Origin of the sequence: Spirosoma luteum DSM 19990 (genome assembly GCF_000374065.1) — a bacterium.
GTDB lineage: Bacteria > Bacteroidota > Bacteroidia > Cytophagales > Spirosomataceae > Spirosoma > Spirosoma luteum.
Map to the genome: position 1 here is coordinate 114,926 of NZ_KB893251.1, position 22,125 is coordinate 137,050.

Genomic DNA, 22,125 nt, shown 5'->3' on the forward strand with positions numbered 1-22,125 from the left:
CTGTGCTACTAACTATCTGTACCGTTCGTCAACTACCCCAGGCATTTGCGCTGGGCGACAGTTTCAGGCATTTTGCCGGACAGGCTGCCACAGCACCGATTCTGATTGGACTGGTCGATAGTGCAGATGCGCTGCCCGCTGGCTTTACCTCACCTTACACACTACTTCCGGTAGCGGAATTGGTACCCGCCGACGAACTAGCCACTCTCTCGGCGCAGTATACGCCAACCGAATTTGCGGCTGCCTGCAAGCCCTTATTCATCGCCGAAGCGTTTCGCCGGTATCCCGACGTAAATAACCTGGTGTATGCCGACCCGAATGGGCAGTTTTTATTTCCCCTGACTACGCTTTGGCATAAACTGGACACCGCTACTATCCTGTTGACTCCGTTTGTTACCCGCAGTCTGTCGGCTGGTGAGCCGGATGAAAAATTCCTTCAGAATATTGGTCTTTACAGTGCTGATTTTCTGGCCTTTCGCCGGTCGTCGGAAACAGACCGGATGTTAGATTGGTGGGATGAACGGGTGCGAACACGGGCTTACGTGAACTTTTGCGCGGGGCTTTGTCTGGACCAGATATGGCTCATGCACGTTCCGGTTTTTTTCCGGCAGGCCCGCGTTATCAGGAATCCCGGCTGGCACACAGCCCTCTGGAATCTGCCCGAACGAACCCTGACCCCGGAAGCTGACCACTGGCTGGTAAACGGCCCGGCGGGAGAGAAAGACCCCTTGCTGTTTTTTAATTTTAAAGGGCTATTAAACCCCAACGAGGGTTTCTTCACCCACCAGAACCGACTGCGCATGTCAGACAAATCGCCCGTTTCGGTATTGCTGGCTACCTACCGGCAGGCAGTTGACCAGCACAAACTACCAGTAATGAACAGCCACCCTGCCGCCTATGGGCAACAGCCCGAACCACCCGTTTTGCGCGGGTGGCGATACGCAGTGGTTAAATCCACCCGTACCGTTGTCCGCTTTCTGGATACCGTATACCTACCCGCCATTCGATAAAGGAATCCTTGAATAATGCGGGGGATTTAAGGATTTGTTGGCAAATAGACCTATTTTTACGGGTTAATTTCTCAGAAAAATACAAATCTGGCGAGTTTTCAGGTTTTCCCCAATGAACGTACTCTTCGATCATCAATCGTTTACCGGCTTGCCTTACGGCGGTGTTTCCCGCTACTTTTTTGAACTCATGCGCTCCTTTGCCAAACGATCAGACATTGAGTTTGAGTTGTCGTTATGGCTATCGAATAACGAGTACCTGAACGAGGCCTCCTTCAGTAAGCACTGGCGTTATCCCGCCTTCGCTCACCTGCGCAATGCCCACCGGGCGGCCTCCGTGCTTAACCGGTTGTATAGCCTGCAACGCATTAAGGCAGGGAAATTCGACATTTTCCACCCCACCTATTACCATCGCTATTTCCTGAAATCCATTGGCAACAAGCCCTTTGTCCTGACTTTTTTCGATGCTACCAGCGAACGCTACGGGAAGCAGTACCCCGAACTGGGCGAAGGGCTGTACGAAACGAAAAAACAACTGCTGAGTCGAGCCGATTGCGTGATCTGCATCTCGGAGTTTTCTAAACAGGATCTGCTGCACTTTTTTCCGGTTAACCCGGATAAAGTGAAAGTAGTACCCCTGGGCACGACCATCAGTAATTATGTGCTTACGCCGGAGCAGCAGAAACCTCCGATGGATAAACCGTATTTGCTGTATGTGGGGAAACGGGGTTTGTATAAAAACTTCAATGGCTTTTTTCGGGCTATTCAGCCCGTACTGCACCGCCACCCCGATTTGCAGGTTGTCTGCTGCGGAGGGGGGACCTTCACGCCCGACGAACAAAGTCTGTTTCGGGAAGCCCGGCTGGGCGAACGGGTGCATTTCCATCCGCTGACCGATGCCGGTCTTATAAACCTGTATCAACACGCCCTTGCTTTTGTTTTTCCATCGCTGAATGAAGGATTTGGCATTCCGGTACTGGAGGCCTACAGCGCCGGGTGCCCGGTGGTATTGAGTGACCGGAGTTCACTGCCCGAAGTAGGGGCGGATGCAGCGCTCTACTTCGACCCGGAAAACGATGAATCCATAGCGGATGCCATTGACCGGGTGGTAACTGACGATGCGCTGCGTACTGAACTACGCCAAAAGGGCAGTGAACGACTACGCCATTTTTCGTGCGACAAAACGGCACAACAGACCCTGGACGTTTATCAATCATTGGGCTAACGAGGGCATGAAATCGACACAAGAATCACTTTATTCCTTCGTTACTAGGCCTTACACTCCCCGGCCGGGTTTGGCTACTAATGGGCAGACGTATCCCAGGCTAACGGTTATTACGCCCTCCTTCAATCAGGCGCAGTACCTGGAGCGGACGATCCTGAGTGTGTTGAATCAGCAGTATCCAAACCTGGAATATTTTATTATGGATGGTGGTTCAACGGATGGGAGTCTGGCGATCATCAAAAAATACGAACCTTATCTGGCGGGCTGGGTCAGTGAAAAAGATCGTGGTCAAACGGATGCGATCAACAAAGGTATCCAGCGGGCAACGGGTGATTATGTTGCCTTCCAAAACTCCGACGATGTATTTGCTCCCCACGCCTTTGAGCGGGTAGCCAACGCCTGGCATAAGCACCCAACTACCGACGTTTTCTTCGGGGATATGTACATTACCGATGAACGCGACGTTATTCTGGAGGAAATGCGGGCTCCCGAATTTTGTGTGGAATGCCATATTCACGAAGGCATGCAGGTTTTTAATCAGTCATTATTTATCAAACGCAGTCGTATCGGTCTGCTCGACGAAAGCCTTCGGTTCGTTATCGACTACGAAATTGTGGCCCGGCTGGGTGTACAGGCAGGTATTCAATTTAGACATGTTGCTGGTTTTTGGGGTGGTTTCCGGGTGCAGCCTGACGCCAAATCATCAACTATTGCCGGTACGGTAGGCCTGCAGGAACACGAACTCATAAAAGAAAAATACCGCCCTATGCTCACGTCGGCACTGGGCGCTTTCTTCTGGAAGCGGTACTGTCGGCTCCGCAAACTGCTTAGCTTCGCCCTACAGGGTGAATTCAAATACGTTCAACATCGGTTGCAGCTTAACCGCTCCAGACAAAAATAAGGTTTGGTATTCAGTCCATCGGCCGGTCTGCGTTCAGCATGGCCAACTTCCTTAGCCTGAATACGACAATAACAAAACGTCCTCTTTATGAATAACCTCGTTCGCCTGCTTCAGAAACTCGACTATATGCGAATGGTCGTTGGTATCTGTATTATTCTGGACGGGTATCCACTCATCTTCTTCTTTCGGGAAACACTTCGGCTTGCACCCGGCAGTACGGCATTCACCGCGCTGGCCCTGGCCGGTGGTCTGATGCTGATGGTTCCTTTTACGGTGTTGCAGAAGCTTTACCGACCCAACGTTACGATGTTCTGGATGGGTATCTCGTTCCTGCTGCTCTGCATTTTTTACATGTATTTTTACAATCCCAATCCCTTTTTCCAGCTCTCGGGTAAGCACATGATTTACTACGTGTACATCGTGATTTTCCTGTTTTTGCTGATTAATATACCCAATGATATAATTCCGGTCTTCGTTCCGGTCGTTGTTCTATTCACCCTGGTTTCCAATCTGGGACTGGTGTACTCCCTGATTACGGACCCGACCTGGGCTATTGGGCAGCGGGCCACCATCACGCTTAACAATGGTGGCGACCCCGGCTCAGGCAATCCACACGCCTTTTCGCGTAATGCCTTTATGGGGGTTGTTGCCTGTGCTATCTGGCTGGTAAAGCCAAAAATCCATATCTTCTTCCGGTTGCTTACGCTGTTTGCCGGCATTCTCAATATCGCCGTTCTGGTGCTTACCCAAACACGCTCGGCTATTGTGGCACTCATGGCAGCGTTGGCCTTATTCATGTACTTCAATGTTCGGCCCGCACAGATTCGTACGGCGGTTCGTAGTGTATTTAAGCCCATTCCTATCCTGGTCATGCTAGTGGGAGTGGTAGGGGTAATGTTTTTTTTCCGGCGATTTAGTTTCGTTTTAGAAGTGCTGACAAGCTACGTTTTTTCGTTTGCGGAGCGCAACCTGGAAACCCTGTACGCTCTGCTCGGTTTAAAATCGCAGGGGGCGGCTTACAAAGCGGTTCTCGACGATTCGACGGCTAATCGCTCGGAGAGTGCCATGTTCTTTCGAAATGTACTGGCGGGGCACATGCATATGCTCATTCTGGGCTACGGCTACGATTATCTTTACCTGGATGTTCCCATTATGGAAGCCCTCACCAATTACGGCATTCTGGGTTTTGCGCTGTTTGGGGGGGTTAACGGGTTAGTTTTGTACCATTCCTGGAGAATAATGCGCCACAACCCCAACCCATTGAGCGTGTTTCTGGCCTATTTCTACATGCTCATCCTCATACAAATATTGACCAATGGCAGGCCCAACGAGATTTCTTTCTGGTTCCCCATGGCCCTGATGATTCGATTTATTGGCGTAGAACACCTGTTTCCTGCCTATTTATCGGAAAAAGTACCGCCTGAGGCTCAGGGGCAGTACGTTGTTATACCCCATGCCGAACCGACCTGATGCGTATCCTGATCGTTCATAATCTACTCTGGGCACACTACAAGTCCAGCGTGTTTCAGGCGCTTCAACACCTGGTCGACCAGCGAAGTGATATCGAAATGAAGGTGTTGCAGATTGCTCGTAACGAGCAATCCAGAGCGTCCCTGACCGCGGATGCCAAGGAGACAGTTCCCGTATACACCTATAATTACGAATTACTCTTCGACCGGTATTGGGAAGAAATAAGTCTGAGCGAACGCACAAAGGCGTTGTTTCGGCAAGCTGTAGCCTTTAAACCCGATGTAATCAACCTGACCGGCTACTACGATCCCGCCCAGATCCTGCTCCTGGTCTGGGCCAAAGCCAGGGGGATCCGGGTAATTATGCAAAATGAAAGTACCGAAGCCGATCAGCAGCGGGGAGGACTAAAAGAACAGGTAAAGCAGTGGATTTTTAACCGGTGCGATGGATTCTTCTGTTTTGGCAGCCAGGCCGCCGATTACCTTTTTCAATTCGGGGTGTCGCCCGGTCAGATTTTGCTGCGTAAAAACGCGGTTGACAATAAGGCATTACTGACTGCGTATAAAAAGGCTTTGCCAGATCGGCGCAATGAGCAGCAGCGGCTGGGCCTCCGCCCGAATAACGTTGTCTTTGTAGGCAGGCTCATCGGAATCAAGAATTTGCCTCTGTTGCTAACCTGCTTTGCTGAAGCCCGCAAACAGTCTGTTCATGAACAGGAATGGGGATTGATTCTGTTGGGCGACGGAGTAGAACGGGAACGACTGGCAGAGCTTATCAGTACGCTTGATCTGACCGACCAGGTTAAACTGCTACCCGGGCGCCCCTGGTATCAAATACCCGCTATTTTGGCACTCAGCAACGTACTGGTTCTGCCGAGCCATTCGGAACCGTGGGGCCTTGTCGTTAATGAAGCAATGGCCTGTGGACTGCCCGTTATTGTATCGGACCGCTGTGGCTGCGCGGCCGACCTGGTGCAGGATGATAAGACTGGCTTCGTTTTCGATCCCGATGTACCGGACCAGCTAACCGTTCACCTGACCCAGTTTATGGACGGTTCGGCACCTGCCGAAAAAATGGGGGTCGCTGCCCAACAGTTCATTGCCCAATACTCTCCTGAAGCGGTGGCTCAGGAAATGCTCGATGGTTTTATCAAAATCGCGGAATAAGCGGTTATTTCGCGGCACTTATGCGAATATTAAATATCTGTGCGTATACCTGGCAGGCGGGTGGTCCGCCAAAAATCATTTTCGACCATACGCAGGTTGCCTTGCGGTACGGCCATCAGGTAGACATACTGAGTCCCATCTCGCCGGGCGAAACGCCCTACACACTACCCGATGGGGCACGCCTTATTTTATGCAAACGCACGCCGGTAATCAGCCGTTTTTTTCGGGAGCTTTCGGTGGAACTGTATCAGTATCTGAAGCAGCACATTCGGGAATACGACGTTATTCACTGCCACGGTTTATGGCATTTTGGTACGCTTGCTCCGTTCATGCTCGACCGTACGGTGTCTAAAGTGATTACCATTCATGGCGTGCTGGACCGCTGGGTGTATGCACATCACAACTGGAAAAAAGAGCTGATGAATACGCTCGCCCAGAAAGCGTACCTGGAACGGGCCGATCTGGTGCAAATCAATAATACCGACGAACAGGAAGACATATTGCGCTACCTGGGGCATCCGCACCCCAATGTCGTTACTATACCCAATGGGGTAAAAACAAGCGACTTTGCCCAGCTTCCTCCCAAAGGTACATTCCGGCAAAAATTCAACCTGCCTGCCGATAAGAAATTAGTGCTGTTCATGAGTCGGCTAAACGTCAAGAAAGGGCTGGATTTGCTGCTCCCCGGCTTTAGGGATTACTATAAAACGCATCCGGATACTGTATTGGCCCTGGCCGGCGGGGATGATGGCTATGAAGCAACGGCCCGGCAGTTTATTGAGCAGCACCAGCTGAACGACTCAATCCGGCTGGTGGGTATGCTCACCGGCGACGATAAGAAAGCGGCCCTCACGGATGCCGATTTGTTTACGCTCCCCTCCTACTCCGAAGGGTTTTCGATGGCGGTACTCGAAGCGATGGCAGCCGGAACGCCCGCGCTGGTATCGGACCGGGTTGGCTTTGGCGATGCTATCCGGCAGCATCAGGCCGCCGGACTGCTGGATAGCCTGACCCCCGAAGCCGTAACGGCCGGATTGAAAAAGCTACTGGGTGATGATCCGCTACGGAAACAACTCGCCGACAATGCATTGGCGATGGTACGAACGAAGTACGATATTGATGTGGTGGCCAAACAGCTTTTGGATGAGTACGAAAAAATCAACCACAAAGCTAAACCAGCTACAAACTAATCCATTAGCCGACTTCTCGCTGTATTGCGGTACTCCAGTCGACCTGCCGGTCGGCTTCGGCCAGATCAACGAATGGGAAATCAACCAGCAATTGTTTGAGTTTAGGCCAGCAATTTTTCAGTCCGTAGTAGGATTTGAACTGCCGGGTACGGCTCAAACCCGGAATCATGGGTTGCCCCGCATCGAAATCTCGGGGATGAAAATAGGTCATCACGTATGGCGACCGATTCATCAACCCTTTTATCAATCCATACGGGAATAGCCGAAAGTATCCTCCGCCCGAAAAGATCACGTCCTGCCCCATAATGGGCATGGTGTTGATGGGGAATTCTTTCAGGAGCGTACCGCCTACGTTCAGATACCCCGGCTCAAACATGGCAAGAGAGGCATCGCCCCCGTGAGCGCGTCGGGCGGAAAACACGGAGCAGTCAATGTCAATCCCCTGCTCAACCAGAATAGGGAATACCCACCGGTTATACTCCTTGATAGAAAAGCCGGGTGCCCGGTACGACCGGACTTTCTTGCCCGTCAAATCCTGCAAATGCTTGATGGAGCGTTCCAGGTCAGCCTGAAACTGGACTGGCGTTTGTTCATACGCCAACTGGTGCGCGTAGGAGTGCGTGGCAATTTCGTACCCGGCGGCATCGATGCGCCGGATCACATCAGGGTGCTTATCAGCCACCCAGCCCAAACAGAAAAAAGTAGCCCGGCTGTTGGTTTCTTCCAGTAGTTGAAAGATGAGGTCCATATTCTGGTGAATCCGGGTTTCATACCGGCCCCAGTCCGACTCGTTCCGCGTTGACTCATTATCCAGGATATGAAACCACTCTTCAATATCAAACGTCAGTATATTCATTATAAAAGAAATAAGGCGCATCGTCGTAAGTAAGAGCGCATTCATGGCGTCTGCCGGTGCGATCAGGTACTTACGACGGTATTAACTCCGGGACTTTTTAATAAAACCGTTTACCGGCCGCCCGGAAGGCTTTTACATCGTCGCGGGTGGGAAAAGAGAAATAGGTCATCTGCGAGGCATCATTCTCGATCAGTTCGTAGTTACCCGAGTGGATTTTGTCGATGGCCTTGAGCATGGCATCCATGCCCATTTTCTTGGTTACGTCAATCAACTCCGCCTGACTCATGTTGCCGATGGGTAGTTTTTCCTGTACCAGAATCGGACCGCTATCGATGCCTTCATCGACAAAAAAGACGGACACACCCGTGTGGGTTTCGCTGTTTTTCAGTACCCAGAATGAGGGCATCAAACCCCGATATTTAGGCAACAGAGCCGTGTGCAGATTGATACATCCGTAAGTAGCCGAGTCGAGCAGCTTTCGTTTGAAGATTTGATTACCGGCAATCGACAGGTAGAGGTCTGGCTTGTAGGCCCTCAGTTTTTCCAGATTTTCGTCTTTGTTGATAGGCCCTTCGATCTGGATGAGTGGAATGTTTCGGTCGGCCAGTACTTTCCGAACATTGTTTCGGCTGTCTAACTTGGACAGTACGAATTTGGTGCCGTAACGCACAAAAAAAGGTAAGCCAAAGATATCATACGTCTTTTTTATTTTTTCGCTAAAACTTTCGCGCTTACCAAACGGCGACACGTCGAATACTACCGTGGCCACTACCTCGGCATAGGGGGGTAAGTTTTTTAGCAGGTAGTCGATATTACGGGCGAGGTAGAACGGGTCATCCTGCGTGAGAATCACAAGGCGCATAAGGAATTGGCTAATGTTAAGGACGCAAAACTACGTATTCCACCGGAAAGGCCGTACCGGTTCGTTAGCGGATGATTACTTTACGGTCTATTGTTTGGCCTTCTGCCGTTTGCAATCGGATACTATACAGCCCGCTTTCCAGCCCGCTCATCTCCATTGTTATCGCGTTTCGGGCCGTACCGTGCCCGCTTTTCACTATCCTACCCAGCATATCCAGTACCTTGTATTCCGTAAACGTAACCTGGTTAGCGGTTACCCGCAGCGGTTCGTTGCCAGCCAGCGGATTTGGAAATAGGTGAACCACGGGTTCGGCGGGTTCCAGCCCCAGCACCAGTGGCCGTACACTAACCACATTACTATAAGCCGATTCGGACGTGCTGGTGTGGTTTTTCAGGCGGTAATAGTACGTTTCGGCCGCAAGCGGGTCGGAATCCAGATAGGTCGCTACGGTGCCGTTCAGTAAGGCAATTTGTTTGAAGTTGGTGGTTGAGCCAACGGATCGTTCCAGTGTTTGAGCCTGTGCATTCCCCCGCGTTATCCAGCTCAATTGAACATTTCCCTCTTGAAAGGGTTTGGCAGCCAGTGTAGTTACGGGCAAAATGGCATCAACAATCGAAACCTTATCGAATGAGAAAGCCCGCATCCCCCGTTTGTTTTTGAGCGTGGGCCCATCATAAAAGGTCGAAAAACCGTCCGAAAAATAAGCGGGTAAATAGCGAAGCGTTTTAGCCTGGCTTGGTTGCTTCAACGCCAGCGTAATTCTACTTCCGTCGGCACTCCCCGCAGCAACCACACCTGCCTGCCCATCAAAGTAAAAATAGTCTTTCAGCTGGCGAACGGTATTTTTACCGCCCGGCGAGAAGTCAAAGAAGGTGGTATCAGTGGTCCAGATCATCTGCATCTGGTCGTCAAAAACTAATGTAATAGAGTCTCTGCGGGCGTTGGCAACAACTTTTTTAATATTCGGCGAATTAATCTGAAGCGTATCCTTGGCCCCATACACATCGCGGGCTATCTGCCGGTACTGTTCAAAAGCCAGCCGCTGGTAGCCCAAAGGGTCATAATGTACGCCCTGGTAACCGGGAGTACCAACGGTAGCGATGGTTTCCACATTACTGAAAAGGGATTTTGTCCGTCGCTGAAAATCCCGCACCTCGGCAGCACCGTCTTTCTTATCAGCCAGGATATTAATCTGCCCCACGTATATCCGCGTATTTCCATAATCTTCGCGAAGTTGATTGTAAAGGGTTTTAAACTTATCCGCATAGCCCGGTATACCCGACCCGACATCCTCTTCCCCCTGTCGCCAGATGATACCCTTTACCTGACTGGCCACCCCCGCCCACTGCGCCCGGTAGAGCAGATTTCCGTAGAAGGTGCCAGTGTTGGCGTGGTTGGCCTGATCGCGGGCCAGCAGGGGCGCAAGGGACAGTCCTCCCTGAGCCCCATTCAGCACGCAGGTGGGTATGCCATAGTTTTGCAGAATAAGCCGTTGGATTGTCAGACCCACTCCCCCCACGCTACCAAAGGGCTGTTTGGCTGGATACCAGCTTATTTCGGCTGGCTTTGCCGTAACCGGATAATCGGCAGTACGCAGGTAGGTATCGTCGAAGTTGACCGAATAGTACGTATCCAGCCCAACCAGTGCCAGCGCATTCGATTGGCCGTACAGGATATACACGTCGCCACACACAACCCGTTTTCGCTCAACAATCAGGGTAGAATCCGCCCCTCTGTAGGCAAAGACCCGGAAGGAGTATTCGGCTAGTTCGGCCCTGATGCTGGCCGACAGCGAAAAGGGTGCCGTATTAATGGCCGGGTTAACCGACTGGCTGACGACACTGGTGAGTTTGCCGGCGCGCAGCACCTGCGTACTCACTTTGGTATAACCGGCAGCACTGGTCCTGCCACTAATCAGTACGCGGGCCTGATTAGTGGCATCACGGGGATACAGTTGCAGGTCGCGGGGTAGCTGCTCGAATACGAGTTGACCAAGCACCGGAAAATATAACAAAAGTAATATGATGCTCGTGTAGAGTCTCTTCATTAGCTTTGCACTGTATAAAAAAAGTTATACTATCGTGTAGTGTATAAACTCCAAACGGGGTACTAAAAATAAGGCTTTTTGCCAGAATAGACGTTAAAAGTACCTTATATTATGCCCGTAGCCTTACACCATATGGCCGATGTAGCGGTAATCATCCTGACACATAACGAAGAAAAGCACATTACCCGTTGTTTAGAGAGCCTAAAATCCTTTACCGATAAACTATTTATTGTCGATTCTTTTTCAACCGACAACACTGTTGAGATAGCCCGTTCTATGGGAGCCGTAGTGGTGCAGAACGCCTGGGTAAACTACGCCACACAATTTAATTTTGGAATTGCACAAATACCGTTCCAGACACCATGGCTTATGCGGATGGATGCCGATGAGTACGTGATGCCCGAACTGGCCAGCGAAATAAATAAACGGCTGGCGGGCCTACCCGACCAGGTGGGTGGCGTTTATGTAAAAAGGCGGGTCTTCTTTTTAAACCGCTGGATACGGCACGGCAGTTTTTACCCCATCTGGCTCCTGCGGCTGTGGCGACGGGGCGACGGTTTTTGTGAGCAGGTATGGCACGATGAGCACATCAAACTAACCAAAGGAGAATCCATTCAATTTGAGCACGATATTGTTGACCACAACCTGAATAACCTGACCTGGTGGACGCAGAAACATAATCATTACACCATTCTGGAAATGATTAATCTGCTCAACTACCGGTATCAGTTCGATAAAGCCGAAACGGTACAGCCCCGCCTGTTTGGTACCCAGGAACAACGGATGCGGTATTTGAAAGAGAAATACGCGTCGTTGCCGCTTTTTACGCGCCCCGTGCTATACTTCCTTTACCGGTATTTTATCCGGCTGGGGTTTCTGGATGGCCGCCCCGGTTTTGTGTGGTGTTTTTTGCAGGGGCTCTGGTACCGGTTTCTGGTTGATGCCAAGCTGCTGGAAGTAAGCATACGGGTGGGTACGGATAAAGAAGCTCTTATCGACTATTTCCGGAAAGAATACGGGAAAGATCTGCGGCCCGATAAAACACCGCCGGTTGGTCAATCGTCCATCAGTAGTCCTTCAGCCAGTGCAAGCAACCCCGCCTAACGACCCGACGATGGAACCCCTCAACGGCAAAACGGATTTGTCCCGTTTTAACAACAGCTGGTACAATCACGGACCGCGCTGGCGGTTAGTTGCGTGGTTTTTAGTCAACGCGTTTCTGGTGAATACCTACTTACCCCTGCCCGCCAGCCTCCGGATAGCCATTCTGCGGTTATTTGGAGCTAAAATTGGGACGGGTGTCATGATTAAGCCAGCCGTCAATATCAAGTATCCTTGGTTACTTCAGGTGGGAAATTACGTCTGGATTGGTGAAAAGGTCTGGATTGATAACCTGAGTGAGATTGTTATCGGCGACAACGCCTGCCTGTCGCAGGGAGCGATGTTGCTAACGGGTAACCATGACTATCGTCGCGCCACATTCGATCTGGTAACCCGCCCCATTCACCTGGCCGATGGTGTTTGGATCGGGGCAAAATCAGTGGTTTGCGGGGGCGTTCAGTGCGCGTCACATTCCGTGCTGGCCGTCAATTCAGTAGCCACCCGCCCGATGGAAGCGTACGGCATTTATCAGGGCAATCCGGCCGTTTTCGTCCGTAAACGAACCATCAGCGCGTGAAAGTATCTATCATAACGGTTGTTTATAACGGAGCCTCTTTTATTAAGGACTGCATTGAGTCGATCCTGAACCAAACGTATCCTGACATCGAGTACATTATTATTGACGGAAAATCGACCGATGGAACGGTAGAAATCGTACAGGCTTACGGCACGAAAATTGCCCATTTCATCTCAGAACCGGACAAAGGTTTATATGATGCAATGAACAAAGGTATTCGTCTGGCTACTGGTGAGGTAATCGGTTTGCTAAACGCCGATGATTTTTATCGGCACAACCGCGTCATTGAAAATATGGTGGCTACGTTCGAGCGAACGGGTAGCGACGCTGTTTATGGCGATATGCTTTACGTAGACCGTAACGACCCGAAGAAACTGAAACGTTACTGGCGGTCGGGCTGGTACCACGACAATGCCTTTTTGTGGGGCTGGATGCCAGGGCACCTTTCTTTCTTCGCCAGGCGATGGCTGTACGAAAAATACGGTACTTTCCGACTCGACATGAAGAGTGCTGCCGACTACGAATTAATGCTGCGATTCATCCACAAGAATAAAGCCAGTCTGGCTTACATGGATGAAGTGACCATTGTGATGCGGGCGGGCGGGGTTAGCAACAGTAGCGTAAAAAATCGCCTTCGCGCTAACCGGGAAGACCAGATAGCCTGGCAATTGAATGACTTGAAACCCTATTTTTTCACCTTTTGGCTGAAACCATTACGCAAGCTAAAACAATATATCAGCAAACCACCCGAAGCACTTTATTAATTTAATTTAAAAAACCGCTCCCTCAGTTTTTTTTGCATAACTAAATAAAACCCTGATTTTTACACTCTTTAGCGAGTGAAACAGGTTACTTTCGTTTCAAATCAGGTGGCGTTACTCGACAACTTTTCCTTAAGTAACAGTATCTAAACCTTCTCCTGTATGAACATAAGCTTGTTTATAGCCTACCTACTACACAAATTCAGCGACGAAGTATTTACACTCGGCCTTTACCAGTGTATTCTTTCCTTTTTGGTTGCCTGCTTCGTTGCCATAGTTTCCATACCGGTCATCATCAAGATTTCTGAATTAAAATCACTTATGGAGAAACCCGGCGAACGCCGGTCGCACTCAACGCCTACTCCAACCTTTGGCGGCATTGCCATTTACGCAGCTATCCTGATTGCCTATTTTTTGTGGCCTAGTATCGACCAGACGGAGATCTACCGAACCAATCTTTCGATTGTGGGTATGACCATTCTGTTCTTCATTGGTATTAAAGACGATCTGGTGGGTATAGACCCCGCCAAAAAGCTGTCTTTTCAGGTGCTGGCTGCCATGATTCTGATCCTGTTTGGTGAGCTGAGGGTCGATTACCTGTATGGTATCCTCGGTTTCCACCACATCGATGAGGTCGTGGGCATTATACTGACCTGTTTTATTTTCATCACTCTAACGAACGCCATTAATCTTATTGATGGCATTGACGGCCTGGCGGGGGGAATCGCTACCATTGCCAGCGGCACCTTTGGTAGCTGGTTTTTGTTGACCAACCACTTTACCATGGCCTGTCTGGCTTTTACGCTGGCGGGTGGATTGCTGGGATTTTTGCGGTTCAACTTCTCCAAGACCAGCAAGATTTTCATGGGCAACACGGGTTCTCTGATTATAGGCTTCATGCTGGCTTTCTTTGCCGTGCGGTTTGTGAGCCTGAATGCCTCTTACCGCTACGAGCCTACTGCATTTTTCAATGCTCCCATCATTGCCATTGTCATCCTGATCGTTCCCATCTTCGATACCTTACGGGTATTCCTGGTTCGCATTCTGGCCGGTCGCTCCCCCTTCTCTGCCGACCGGAACCACATGCACCACATTTTGCTGGACAATGGGCTTTCGCACATAAACGCAACCATTGTGCTTTGCGGGGTATCGCTGCTCAACACGGTTATGTTTCTGCTCTTACACCGCAACATTTCAAACACACTGTCATTGATAATTCTGGGATGTCTTTTCGGCGTTTATATGTTCGTTAGCTTTACCCTGAAAATGCGGGCAAAATACGTATCAGAGACTCCACTCCGTCGGCGGGCCATTTTACGTCGTGAGTTACAGAATGGCATCACGGGCAAGCGCATTGTCGACTATCTCTAATTGCCGGCACATACAAAAGAAAAGGCCACTCGGATAGCTCGAGTGGCCTTTTCTGTATCCTGTTATACGGACTTCAAGTTGGTAGCCTGCCCCACTTCATGGTAATAACAGGCCTGAACTTTCTGCCTACGATAGATTAATTGGGAGTGAATGGGCAAGCCTGAGGATGACGGCACAGCTAGCGAGCCAGCTTCTCGATCAGCACAGATTTCAACTCAAACGGGACCGGAGCCTTTCCGTTAACCCGTACCTGGACTTTTTGCTGACCTTTGGGTAGAGTCACCTGCCCCATCGGCACCGTTGCCCAGTCTTTTTCATACGCTTCAATTCGCGTCACGCGGTCGGGGCTGGGGTACAGGTTACCCACAAACGCGTTTGCAATGGGTTTCTCCAGCGTTTGCGCCCCAATCCGCACCTGTATAGGCTGGCCCGTAAATCCGTCGGAGCAGTTGTAGGTCAGTGCTACCCGATAGTCGCCCGGTTCAACGACGTTGATTGTCCAGATTGCCCCATCGGCGGGTTGCTGCCAGCCCGTAAACCAGTCGTGTACGTAGCCGTTCCTGGCAAAATAATGCACGGCACCCGTTTTGGTCGCATCAGGTGCAAACAGTTCGGTTACCGGCGACTGCGCGAAACCCACCTGCGTTATTTCAGGGTGAATACCTTTTTGGGTAACATCGGCAAACCAAGCATCGTATTGCTTTCGGAATTCGGCGGTAACGGCTGGNTTCTGCGCAACGATGTTCTGTTTCTGGCCGGGGTCGGCCAGCATATCGTACAACTCGTCCGCTTCTTTACCCCGCACAAATCGGTACCGGGTTGTACGGGAAGCACCCGGATAGAGGTTAATAACATAGGTAGAATCAGTTTTCAATACGTGGGTAAAGAGCGTGCGTTCCGGCCAGCTCGCCGTTTTCCCGTTAAGAAGTGGTACCATACTTTTCCCATCCAGGCGTGCCGTATCGGGACGGGCAATCCCGGCCAGTTCAACCAGTGTGGGCAGCAGGTCTATATGGGCAGCGATGGGTTCAATCCGGGTATTCGCCCTGATTTTTCCGGGCCAGCGAATAAAGAAAGGCACCCGGCTCCCTCCTTCATCTACCGAGGCTTTGATGCCTTTCATATCGCCATTGTAGCGAACGGTGTTGGGTCCGTTGTCGCTCAGGAAAATAACGATGGTATTGTCACTGAGTGCCAGTTCGTCGAGTTTTTGCAGAATCCGCCCGATATTTTCGTCCATATTATCGACCATGCCATACACTGCGGCTTCCCGGTCGGCCACTCCTTTGGCTTTATACTTATTGAAGTACGCATCTGGCACCTGATACGGGCTGTGTGGGGCATTGTAGGGTACGTAGCAGAGAAACGGCTTCGTTTTGTTTCGCTCGATAAAGCCGAGGGCGGCATCCGTCAGCACATCGGTTATGTACCCGTTAGTTTTTACCGGATGGCCGTTTTGCTGGAGCGTCGTACTAAAGTAATTCGTCCAGTGTCCCCCGCAGAAACCCAGGAATTCCTGAAAGCCCTGCCCCTGTGGGTTTTCGGGATAGTGCGCCCCGTTGTGCCATTTCCCAAACGCGCCCGTCGCATACCCAGCCGTTTTGAAAACCTCCGCTAGTGTCACTTCACTGCTTCGCATGGTTTCCAGCCCACTCGTAACCGAGGCTACACCCGTACGTAAGTGGTAGCGACCGGTCAGCAGACTGGCCCGCGTGGGGGCGCAGAGGGGACTGACGTAAAACCGCTCAAATCGGGCACCCTGTGAGGCCAGCCGGTCCAGTACCGGTGTTTCGATAACCGGATTTTTATGACTGCTCATATCACCCCAACCCATATCGTCGGCCAGTATCAGTACTACATTAGGCCTGGACTGGGCCTGTCCCAACCGGGTACCCAGAAGCGGCAGCAGCAAAAAGAGCCACAGGAGTTTTTGCATCCCTTCGTTTACTTATTGTTTTACCCCGGCAGATTGTCAGAAAAATAGTCAGTTACAGTACTTTTTTATTCAGCTGGTCTACAGCGTGATGAGCCGCACGAGCCGTAAGTGCCATGTAGGTAAGCGAGGGGTTCACGCAGGATGAAGAAGCCATAGCCGCTCCGTCCGTAACGAACACGTTTTTGCAGTCGTGCACCTGATTAAACTTGTTCAGTACCGACGTTTTGGGGTCTTTACCCATGCGGGCGGTTCCCATGTCATGAATGCCCAAACCGAGGTGAACATCCTGGCGGTTGTTACCAATTATGTTTTTAAATCCGGCGGCATCGAGCATCTCCATTGCGGAGTTCATCATGTCTTTCCGCATGGCAACCTCGTTCTCACCAAAAGCGGCATCGAATACAATGAGGGGAATGCCCCATTTATCTTTTTTTGTGGGGCTAAGGGTCATCCGGTTATCAGGGTTGGGCAGTACTTCGCCAAAGCCGCCGAAGCCAATGCTCCATTTGCCTGGCTGGGTCATTTCCTGCTTGAACGATGCCCCGAAGCCATCCTGAGCAGTACCCCGTTTCCAGTCACTGCGGTTGGCCCCGCCCTGGTAGCCAAAGCCGCGCAGATAGGTAGTTTGCTTATCGTTACCCCAGTTGCGGAAACGGGGAATGTAGAGCGCATTGGGCCGCTGCCCAAACATATAGTCGTCCTCGAACCCGTCAACGGTGGCGTTGGCTCCCACCCCGAGGTGGTGATCCATAATGTTACGCCCAACCTGGTCGCTTTCGTTACCCAGGCCGTTGGGGAAACGGCTGGAGGTGGAGTTAAGCAGCAAAGCTGCCGTGTTCATACTGCCCGCATTCAGAAAAATAATCCGGGCAAAATACTCCGTGACGGCATTGGTGTGCTGGTTTATAACCCGAACGCCTTTGGCCCGTTTTGTTTTTTCGTCATACATCACCTCGGCCACAATACTATCGTGCAGAATATCCAGCCGTTTGGTGTTTTTTGCGACCGGAATAGCCCCCGCCAGCGAACTGTAATAAGCACCGTAGGGGCAGCCCCGAACGCACTTGTTCCGGTATTGACAGGAAGCCCGGCCCAGCGCCGTATGCCAGGGCTGCGCTTTAGACAGGTTAGCCACCCGGCCAATGGTGACGGGGCGGTTTAGCTTCTTATCGATCATATCCCGAAAGTGCTGTTCGGGCGGGGTCATGGGCATGGCGGGCAAAAACGTGCTGTCGGGTAGCACAGCCAGGTTTTCGGCCTTTCCGCTGATACCCACAAACTTCTCCATGCGCGTGTACCAGGGCACCAGCTCCTCATAACGGATAGGCCAGTCGACGCCGTAACCGTCTTTGGCATTAGCTTCAAAATCTGCCCGGTTCCAGCGGTACGTCTGCCGTCCCCAGTGCATGGATTTACCACCCGTATGGTACGCCCGAATCCAGTCGAAGGGCCTTTTTTCTTCATACGGATTCTGCGCATCGTTGGTCATAAACCCGACCGTGGCGTCACTAGCTAATGTACCAAACCGTCGGTTAGCCCAGCGTTCCTCGGCCGAATGGACGGTTATATGGTCGCGGTGTTCAATTTCCCAGGGAGCTTTAGTGGCCGTATCATAATCTTCAATGTGCTTTACCTCCCGGCCCCGCTCAATCATGAGCACATTCAGGCCTTTTTCGGTGAGTTCTTTGGCAGCTATCCCGCCGGTCATACCGGAGCCAACTACAATGGCATCGTAGCGATGCGTTTTATCGGTTGTTATATTGAGGTTCATACAAATGGTTCGATGTCTGACGTTTGTTGTTCGTAGTTGGTACGATTGCGGGCTGAAACGTCAAACAACCAACTAACCAATTTAACTATCAATACGCGTACAGTTTCTGACCGGGTTTTAGTTTAATCAGTTCGAACTTACCGGGCACAGGCACATACTCGAAGTTGGCGTTCAGCCCCTGCTCAGAAGTGAAATAGCCTAATAGTGTCAGTTCTTTCATCAGTCGCCAGAAGGGTAGTCCTTTGAGTTGGGATTTTATCACTTCCTTATCCTCGTTGTCGCCCATTTTGGTCTGCTTCACCTGATAGGCTTTCATCTGCTCTTTGGTGTCGGCTTCGAGTTTTTTGAGCATTTCTACCTTTTCGGCCTCGCCTTTGCTCAGGAAGTTCTGCTGTTGCAACTGCGCTACGCCCTCCATAAAACTCTGCTGTTCGGCTTCTTTGTAGCAGTCGCGCAGCATCATTTCAACAAAGGCTGGCACCCCCGCTTCAATGGCCCCCGGGGTATCGGTTTTGGGGATGATGTGTTCGGCCACCTCGCTTAAGAGCGACCGTTGCTCATTCGTGAGTAAGAAGCGGCTGTTTTCGGGGGTGGCATCCCGTTTCTCCAGTCGGCTCATTGCCTGTACCGTAGGCAATGACAGTGTACCGCCCAGCAGGAGCGAAAGTTGGGTTATAGCATTCCGGCGATTCATCATATGTAATCGTTTTTCCTCCCCTTCACGGGAGCGTATAAGTAGTTAAAGCCCAGGTAACAGCTAATTTACCGGTAGTACGGGTTGTTCCGCGAATCCTGAGCCGCCCAGGGGTAGTGTTACCTGTCCATATAGACGCTGCCAGCCGGAAATTTATCGTAGGTGGTGTGGCATTATATCGTCAGCAGCGCGCTTACAGTTGCTGCTGGGTCTGTTTCATGGTGGGCTGGTCGAGTCCATTCTGCAACTGGCAGGAGTACCTGACTTGTCGTACACGTGGGAAGTAGCCACGGTTTTGCCCTTCATTCCGTATAATTTTACGAAGGTAAAATATACGTATTCTGCCACCATCCCCTACTCGCTCAGCCCACACAATGCCTGTTAATTGGTAAGGGTATGATCTGATTATGGGTTCGCAAAAAACCATTCGTCATTTTCCGCTGTAGCATGGGTATTGAACGCCATAGACATACTTTCTTTACAGAGTGTCGTACGGCATTAGACGCCCTGAGACCAACGCTTTAGTCTACCAATCAACATGTTAAAATTTCATTTCTCCCTTCTACTCGTTCTACTGCTCGGCATCGGGGGCAGCACAGAACAAAACAGCGTGAAAAAAGCCGTCAGCTACACCGTGCTGAACCGGGCCGATTCGCTGCGTAACGCCAGTAACTGGCCAGCCGATTTTTCCATCACCAACTTTGCCAGTGCTGACCTGGTCCCCAGTCCTGCCTGCCTGGGCGTGGATCCCGGTGGAGCCGTATATGTGGGCGTGGATAAGATGGGTTCCCTAGGCAAAAAACCGGGCAATGGCAGCATCATTAAACTGATTGATTCCAACAACGACGGAAAAGTAGACTCGCACACGGAATTCGCCACGGTCGATAATCCGCGCGGTATTTTACCGGTGGGCGACCAGCTTTTTGTCCTGCACACCATGTTCTCGAAAGAATCGGGGCTGGCAACGGGGATGGACCTTGTGGTTTTCTCCGATAAAAACGGAGACGGCGTGGCCGATGGACCCTCCCGGCCCCTCATCGAACACATTAGCAACCCTACCTTTCTGAAAAGCCGGGGAACGGACCACGCTACCAATGGTATCCGGATGGGTATCGACGGCTGGATTTACATCGCCGTGGGTGATTTCGGCTTTCACGATGCCGTTGATCGGTCTGGCAAAAAACTAACGATGCTGGGCGGTGGCGTGGTGCGGGTTCGCCCCGATGGGACCGGCATGGAAGTGTATACCCACGGCATGCGCAACATTTATGACGTAGCGATTGACCCCTTTATGAATATGTTTGCGCGGGGTAATACCAACGACGGTGGGGGCTGGAACATCCGCTTCAGCAACCAGATTCAATCGGGGGAGTACGGATACCCCGTCCTGTTCAAGCACTTTACCGATGAAATTATTCCGGCACTGGTTGATGTAGGGGGTGGTTCGGGAACGGGGTCGCTGTTTCTGGATGATGATACCTGGCCTGCTAAATACAACAACGTGCCCATGATGGCCGACTGGGGGCGGAATCAACTTTACATTCACCGGGTCACGCCGGATGGCCCCAGCTTCACCCAGAAAGAAGAGGAATTCGTAAAGCTGGCACAAATAACCGACGTGGATATCGACGCGTCGGGTCGAGCGTATCTGTCGGCCTGGGACGGGGCGGGGTATTCCGGCAATCCCGGCAAAGGGTTTGTGGTGCGAATGGTACCGAAAAACTGGTCGTACAAACCTTTTCCTAACCTCAAAAAACTGACCGGCAAGAAACTGGCCAATTTGCTGAACTCGGGCAGTGGAGCCGCCCGGTTGGCCGCCCAGCAGGAAATGCTGACCCGCCCCGCGAAGGAAACGGCAAAACTGGCCTGGAAAATCGCGGCTGATACGAAACTACCCGCAGCCAGCCGGGTGGCCGGAATGTACACCTATGCCCAGGCTGCCGGGGCGGATGGTATTGCCGACCTCGTCAAACTAAGTACGGAACCCGCCATGCGGGAGTACGCCCTCCGCGCCCTGGCCGACCGGAAACCACTACTCGCTCAAGTGCCTATCGAACCATTCATGCAGGGACTCAACGACCCATCGGTTCGGGTACAAACGGCGGCCATCATCGGACTTGGTCGCCTGGGTCGCCCGGAGGCTATCCCGGCCCTGTTGCAGGTAAAGGTACCCGCTTCATTCGTGGCTCCGGCTCCCGGCACCGAAGGACCACACGCCACGCCCAACGCTGCCATTATTCCGGCGCACCTGGCCATGCGGGCACTGGTAGCGCTCAACGCGGTGGATGCCTGTGTGCAGGCCATTGGCACGCCCAACAGCACGCTGGCACTCTGGGCGCTGCGCTATATGCACGACCCCAAGGCGGTGAATGGATTGATGGCCGCTTATAAAAAAACGAATGATGCGGCTCTCAAAAACCAACTCATCACTACGCTGTCCCGGCTGTATAAAAAGGAAGCGGACTATGACGGTTCCTGGTGGTGGAGCACCCGGCCCGATACGCACGGACCATATTACAAAGCCATTGCGTGGGAATCGTCACCCGGCATCCGGGACTTTCTGGTGGGTGAATGGACTAACTCACCGGACAAGAAATTATTTACCGATTTAAACAGTCGGCACCGGATGGAAATCGCCGAATTTGGTCAGGACTCAGTAGTGGTGGCGAAAGAAGAGCCTAAAGTGGACCTGGACAAAATTCGAAACAAAAAGGGGCAGGTTGGCGAGGCATCCATTGAAGATGTTATGCTGGCCATGGACAAAATAAAGGGAGATGCCCAGATTGGGAAAGGGCTGTTTACGCAACAGGGGTGCGTTGCCTGCCACAGCCTGAGCCGTAGTGAAACCATGAAAGGCCCATTTATGGGTCAAATCGGCTCGATTATGAACCGGGAGCAGATTGCCGAATCGATTCTGAAACCCAATGCTTCCATCTCTCAGGGATTTAGTACAGTCATGATTACGGCAAAAGGGAATAAGAACTATACCGGTTTCGTAACGGAAGAAACGGCTAACAAAGTGGTGATGCGCGACGTAACCGGGCAAGTATACACCGTAAAAGCATCCGACATTTTGTCGCGGAAAGAAATGGACACTTCCATGATGCCAACGGGTCTGGTAAATGCGCTGTCTTACGAAGAGTTTGCGTCCCTGCTCACGTTCCTTTCCAACCAGAAGAAATAAAGCCGG

At 51.5% G+C, this 22,125-nt stretch carries 18 protein-coding genes; 12 read left to right on the forward strand and 6 right to left on the reverse strand.

Annotation, left to right across the window (positions count from 1 at the left end):
* Positions 1-2 precede the first annotated feature (2 nt).
* From B156_RS0110090 to B156_RS0110115, 6 genes are all read left to right on the forward strand, one after another.
* Positions 3-1,010 (forward strand): hypothetical protein, encoded by a 1,008-nt coding sequence (locus tag B156_RS0110090; protein WP_018619570.1) that lies wholly within the window; start codon positions 3-5, stop codon positions 1,008-1,010.
* 112 nt (positions 1,011-1,122) lie between these two features.
* Positions 1,123-2,232 (forward strand): glycosyltransferase family 4 protein, encoded by a 1,110-nt coding sequence (locus tag B156_RS0110095; RefSeq protein WP_018619571.1) that lies wholly within the window; start codon positions 1,123-1,125, stop codon positions 2,230-2,232.
* A gap of 7 nt (positions 2,233-2,239) precedes the next feature.
* Positions 2,240-3,133, forward strand: coding sequence for a glycosyltransferase family 2 protein (locus B156_RS0110100; protein ID WP_018619572.1), 894 nt, complete (start codon positions 2,240-2,242; stop codon positions 3,131-3,133).
* Between the two features lie 87 nt (positions 3,134-3,220).
* Positions 3,221-4,603 (forward strand): hypothetical protein, encoded by a 1,383-nt coding sequence (locus B156_RS0110105; RefSeq protein WP_018619573.1) that lies wholly within the window; start codon positions 3,221-3,223, stop codon positions 4,601-4,603.
* Positions 4,603-5,769 carry a glycosyltransferase family 4 protein gene (locus B156_RS0110110; protein WP_018619574.1) on the forward strand — a complete coding sequence of 389 codons (1,167 nt, stop codon included), beginning with the start codon at positions 4,603-4,605 and terminating at the stop codon, positions 5,767-5,769. The genes B156_RS0110105 and B156_RS0110110 overlap by 1 nt, the downstream gene beginning before the upstream one ends.
* 20 nt (positions 5,770-5,789) lie before the next feature.
* Complete coding sequence (locus B156_RS0110115) at positions 5,790-6,959, forward strand: glycosyltransferase (RefSeq protein ID WP_018619575.1); 1,170 nt, start codon at positions 5,790-5,792, stop codon at positions 6,957-6,959.
* Positions 6,960-6,963: 4 nt separating this feature from the next.
* Here the strand turns inward: B156_RS0110115 and B156_RS0110120 are convergent, their stop codons facing one another.
* The 3 genes from B156_RS0110120 to B156_RS0110130 all read right to left on the reverse strand — a co-directional run bounded on the left by B156_RS0110120 (position 6,964) and on the right by B156_RS0110130 (position 10,724).
* Positions 6,964-7,815 (reverse strand): polysaccharide deacetylase family protein, encoded by an 852-nt coding sequence (locus B156_RS0110120; RefSeq protein ID WP_018619576.1) that lies wholly within the window; start codon positions 7,813-7,815, stop codon positions 6,964-6,966.
* Positions 7,816-7,912: 97 nt separating this feature from the next.
* On the reverse strand, positions 7,913-8,677 hold the full coding sequence (locus B156_RS0110125; RefSeq protein WP_018619577.1) for a methionyl-tRNA formyltransferase: 765 nt from the start codon (positions 8,675-8,677) through the stop codon (positions 7,913-7,915).
* 64 nt (positions 8,678-8,741) lie between these two features.
* Positions 8,742-10,724 (reverse strand): sialate O-acetylesterase, encoded by a 1,983-nt coding sequence (locus tag B156_RS0110130; RefSeq protein ID WP_026260735.1) that lies wholly within the window; start codon positions 10,722-10,724, stop codon positions 8,742-8,744.
* Positions 10,725-10,856: 132 nt separating this feature from the next.
* Between B156_RS0110130 and B156_RS0110135 the strand changes: the two genes are divergently transcribed.
* From B156_RS0110135 to B156_RS0110150, 4 genes are all read left to right on the forward strand, one after another.
* On the forward strand, positions 10,857-11,828 hold the full coding sequence (locus B156_RS0110135; protein ID WP_018619579.1) for a glycosyltransferase family 2 protein: 972 nt from the start codon (positions 10,857-10,859) through the stop codon (positions 11,826-11,828).
* Between the two features lie 10 nt (positions 11,829-11,838).
* Entirely contained in the window at positions 11,839-12,402 is a 564-nt protein-coding gene (locus B156_RS0110140; protein WP_018619580.1) for a WcaF family extracellular polysaccharide biosynthesis acetyltransferase, read from the forward strand.
* Positions 12,399-13,166, forward strand: coding sequence for a glycosyltransferase family 2 protein (locus B156_RS0110145; protein ID WP_018619581.1), 768 nt, complete (start codon positions 12,399-12,401; stop codon positions 13,164-13,166). Before B156_RS0110140 ends, B156_RS0110145 begins: the two co-directional genes overlap by 4 nt.
* 159 nt (positions 13,167-13,325) lie before the next feature.
* Complete coding sequence (locus B156_RS0110150; RefSeq protein WP_018619582.1) at positions 13,326-14,534, forward strand: glycosyltransferase family 4 protein; 1,209 nt, start codon at positions 13,326-13,328, stop codon at positions 14,532-14,534.
* Positions 14,535-14,712: 178 nt separating this feature from the next.
* On the opposite strand, the gene B156_RS0110155 is transcribed toward B156_RS0110150, so the two are convergent.
* The 3 genes from B156_RS0110155 to B156_RS0110165 all read right to left on the reverse strand — a co-directional run bounded on the left by B156_RS0110155 (position 14,713) and on the right by B156_RS0110165 (position 18,938).
* Complete coding sequence (locus B156_RS0110155) at positions 14,713-16,470, reverse strand: arylsulfatase (protein WP_018619583.1); 1,758 nt, start codon at positions 16,468-16,470, stop codon at positions 14,713-14,715.
* A gap of 52 nt (positions 16,471-16,522) precedes the next feature.
* Positions 16,523-18,241, reverse strand: a complete 1,719-nt coding sequence (locus B156_RS0110160; protein ID WP_018619584.1) for a GMC oxidoreductase — start codon at positions 18,239-18,241, stop codon at positions 16,523-16,525.
* Positions 18,242-18,329: 88 nt separating this feature from the next.
* On the reverse strand, positions 18,330-18,938 hold the full coding sequence (locus tag B156_RS0110165) for a gluconate 2-dehydrogenase subunit 3 family protein (RefSeq protein WP_018619585.1): 609 nt from the start codon (positions 18,936-18,938) through the stop codon (positions 18,330-18,332).
* Between the two features lie 196 nt (positions 18,939-19,134).
* Here B156_RS0110165 and B156_RS0110170 point away from each other — a divergent pair, with 196 nt between their 5' ends.
* Both B156_RS0110170 and B156_RS0110175 read left to right on the forward strand, forming a co-directional pair.
* Positions 19,135-19,320, forward strand: a complete 186-nt coding sequence (locus tag B156_RS0110170) for a hypothetical protein (RefSeq protein WP_018619586.1) — start codon at positions 19,135-19,137, stop codon at positions 19,318-19,320.
* A 153-nt stretch (positions 19,321-19,473) separates the two neighbouring features.
* Positions 19,474-22,119, forward strand: a complete 2,646-nt coding sequence (locus B156_RS0110175; RefSeq protein WP_018619587.1) for a DUF7133 domain-containing protein — start codon at positions 19,474-19,476, stop codon at positions 22,117-22,119.
* Positions 22,120-22,125: the final 6 nt, after the last annotated feature.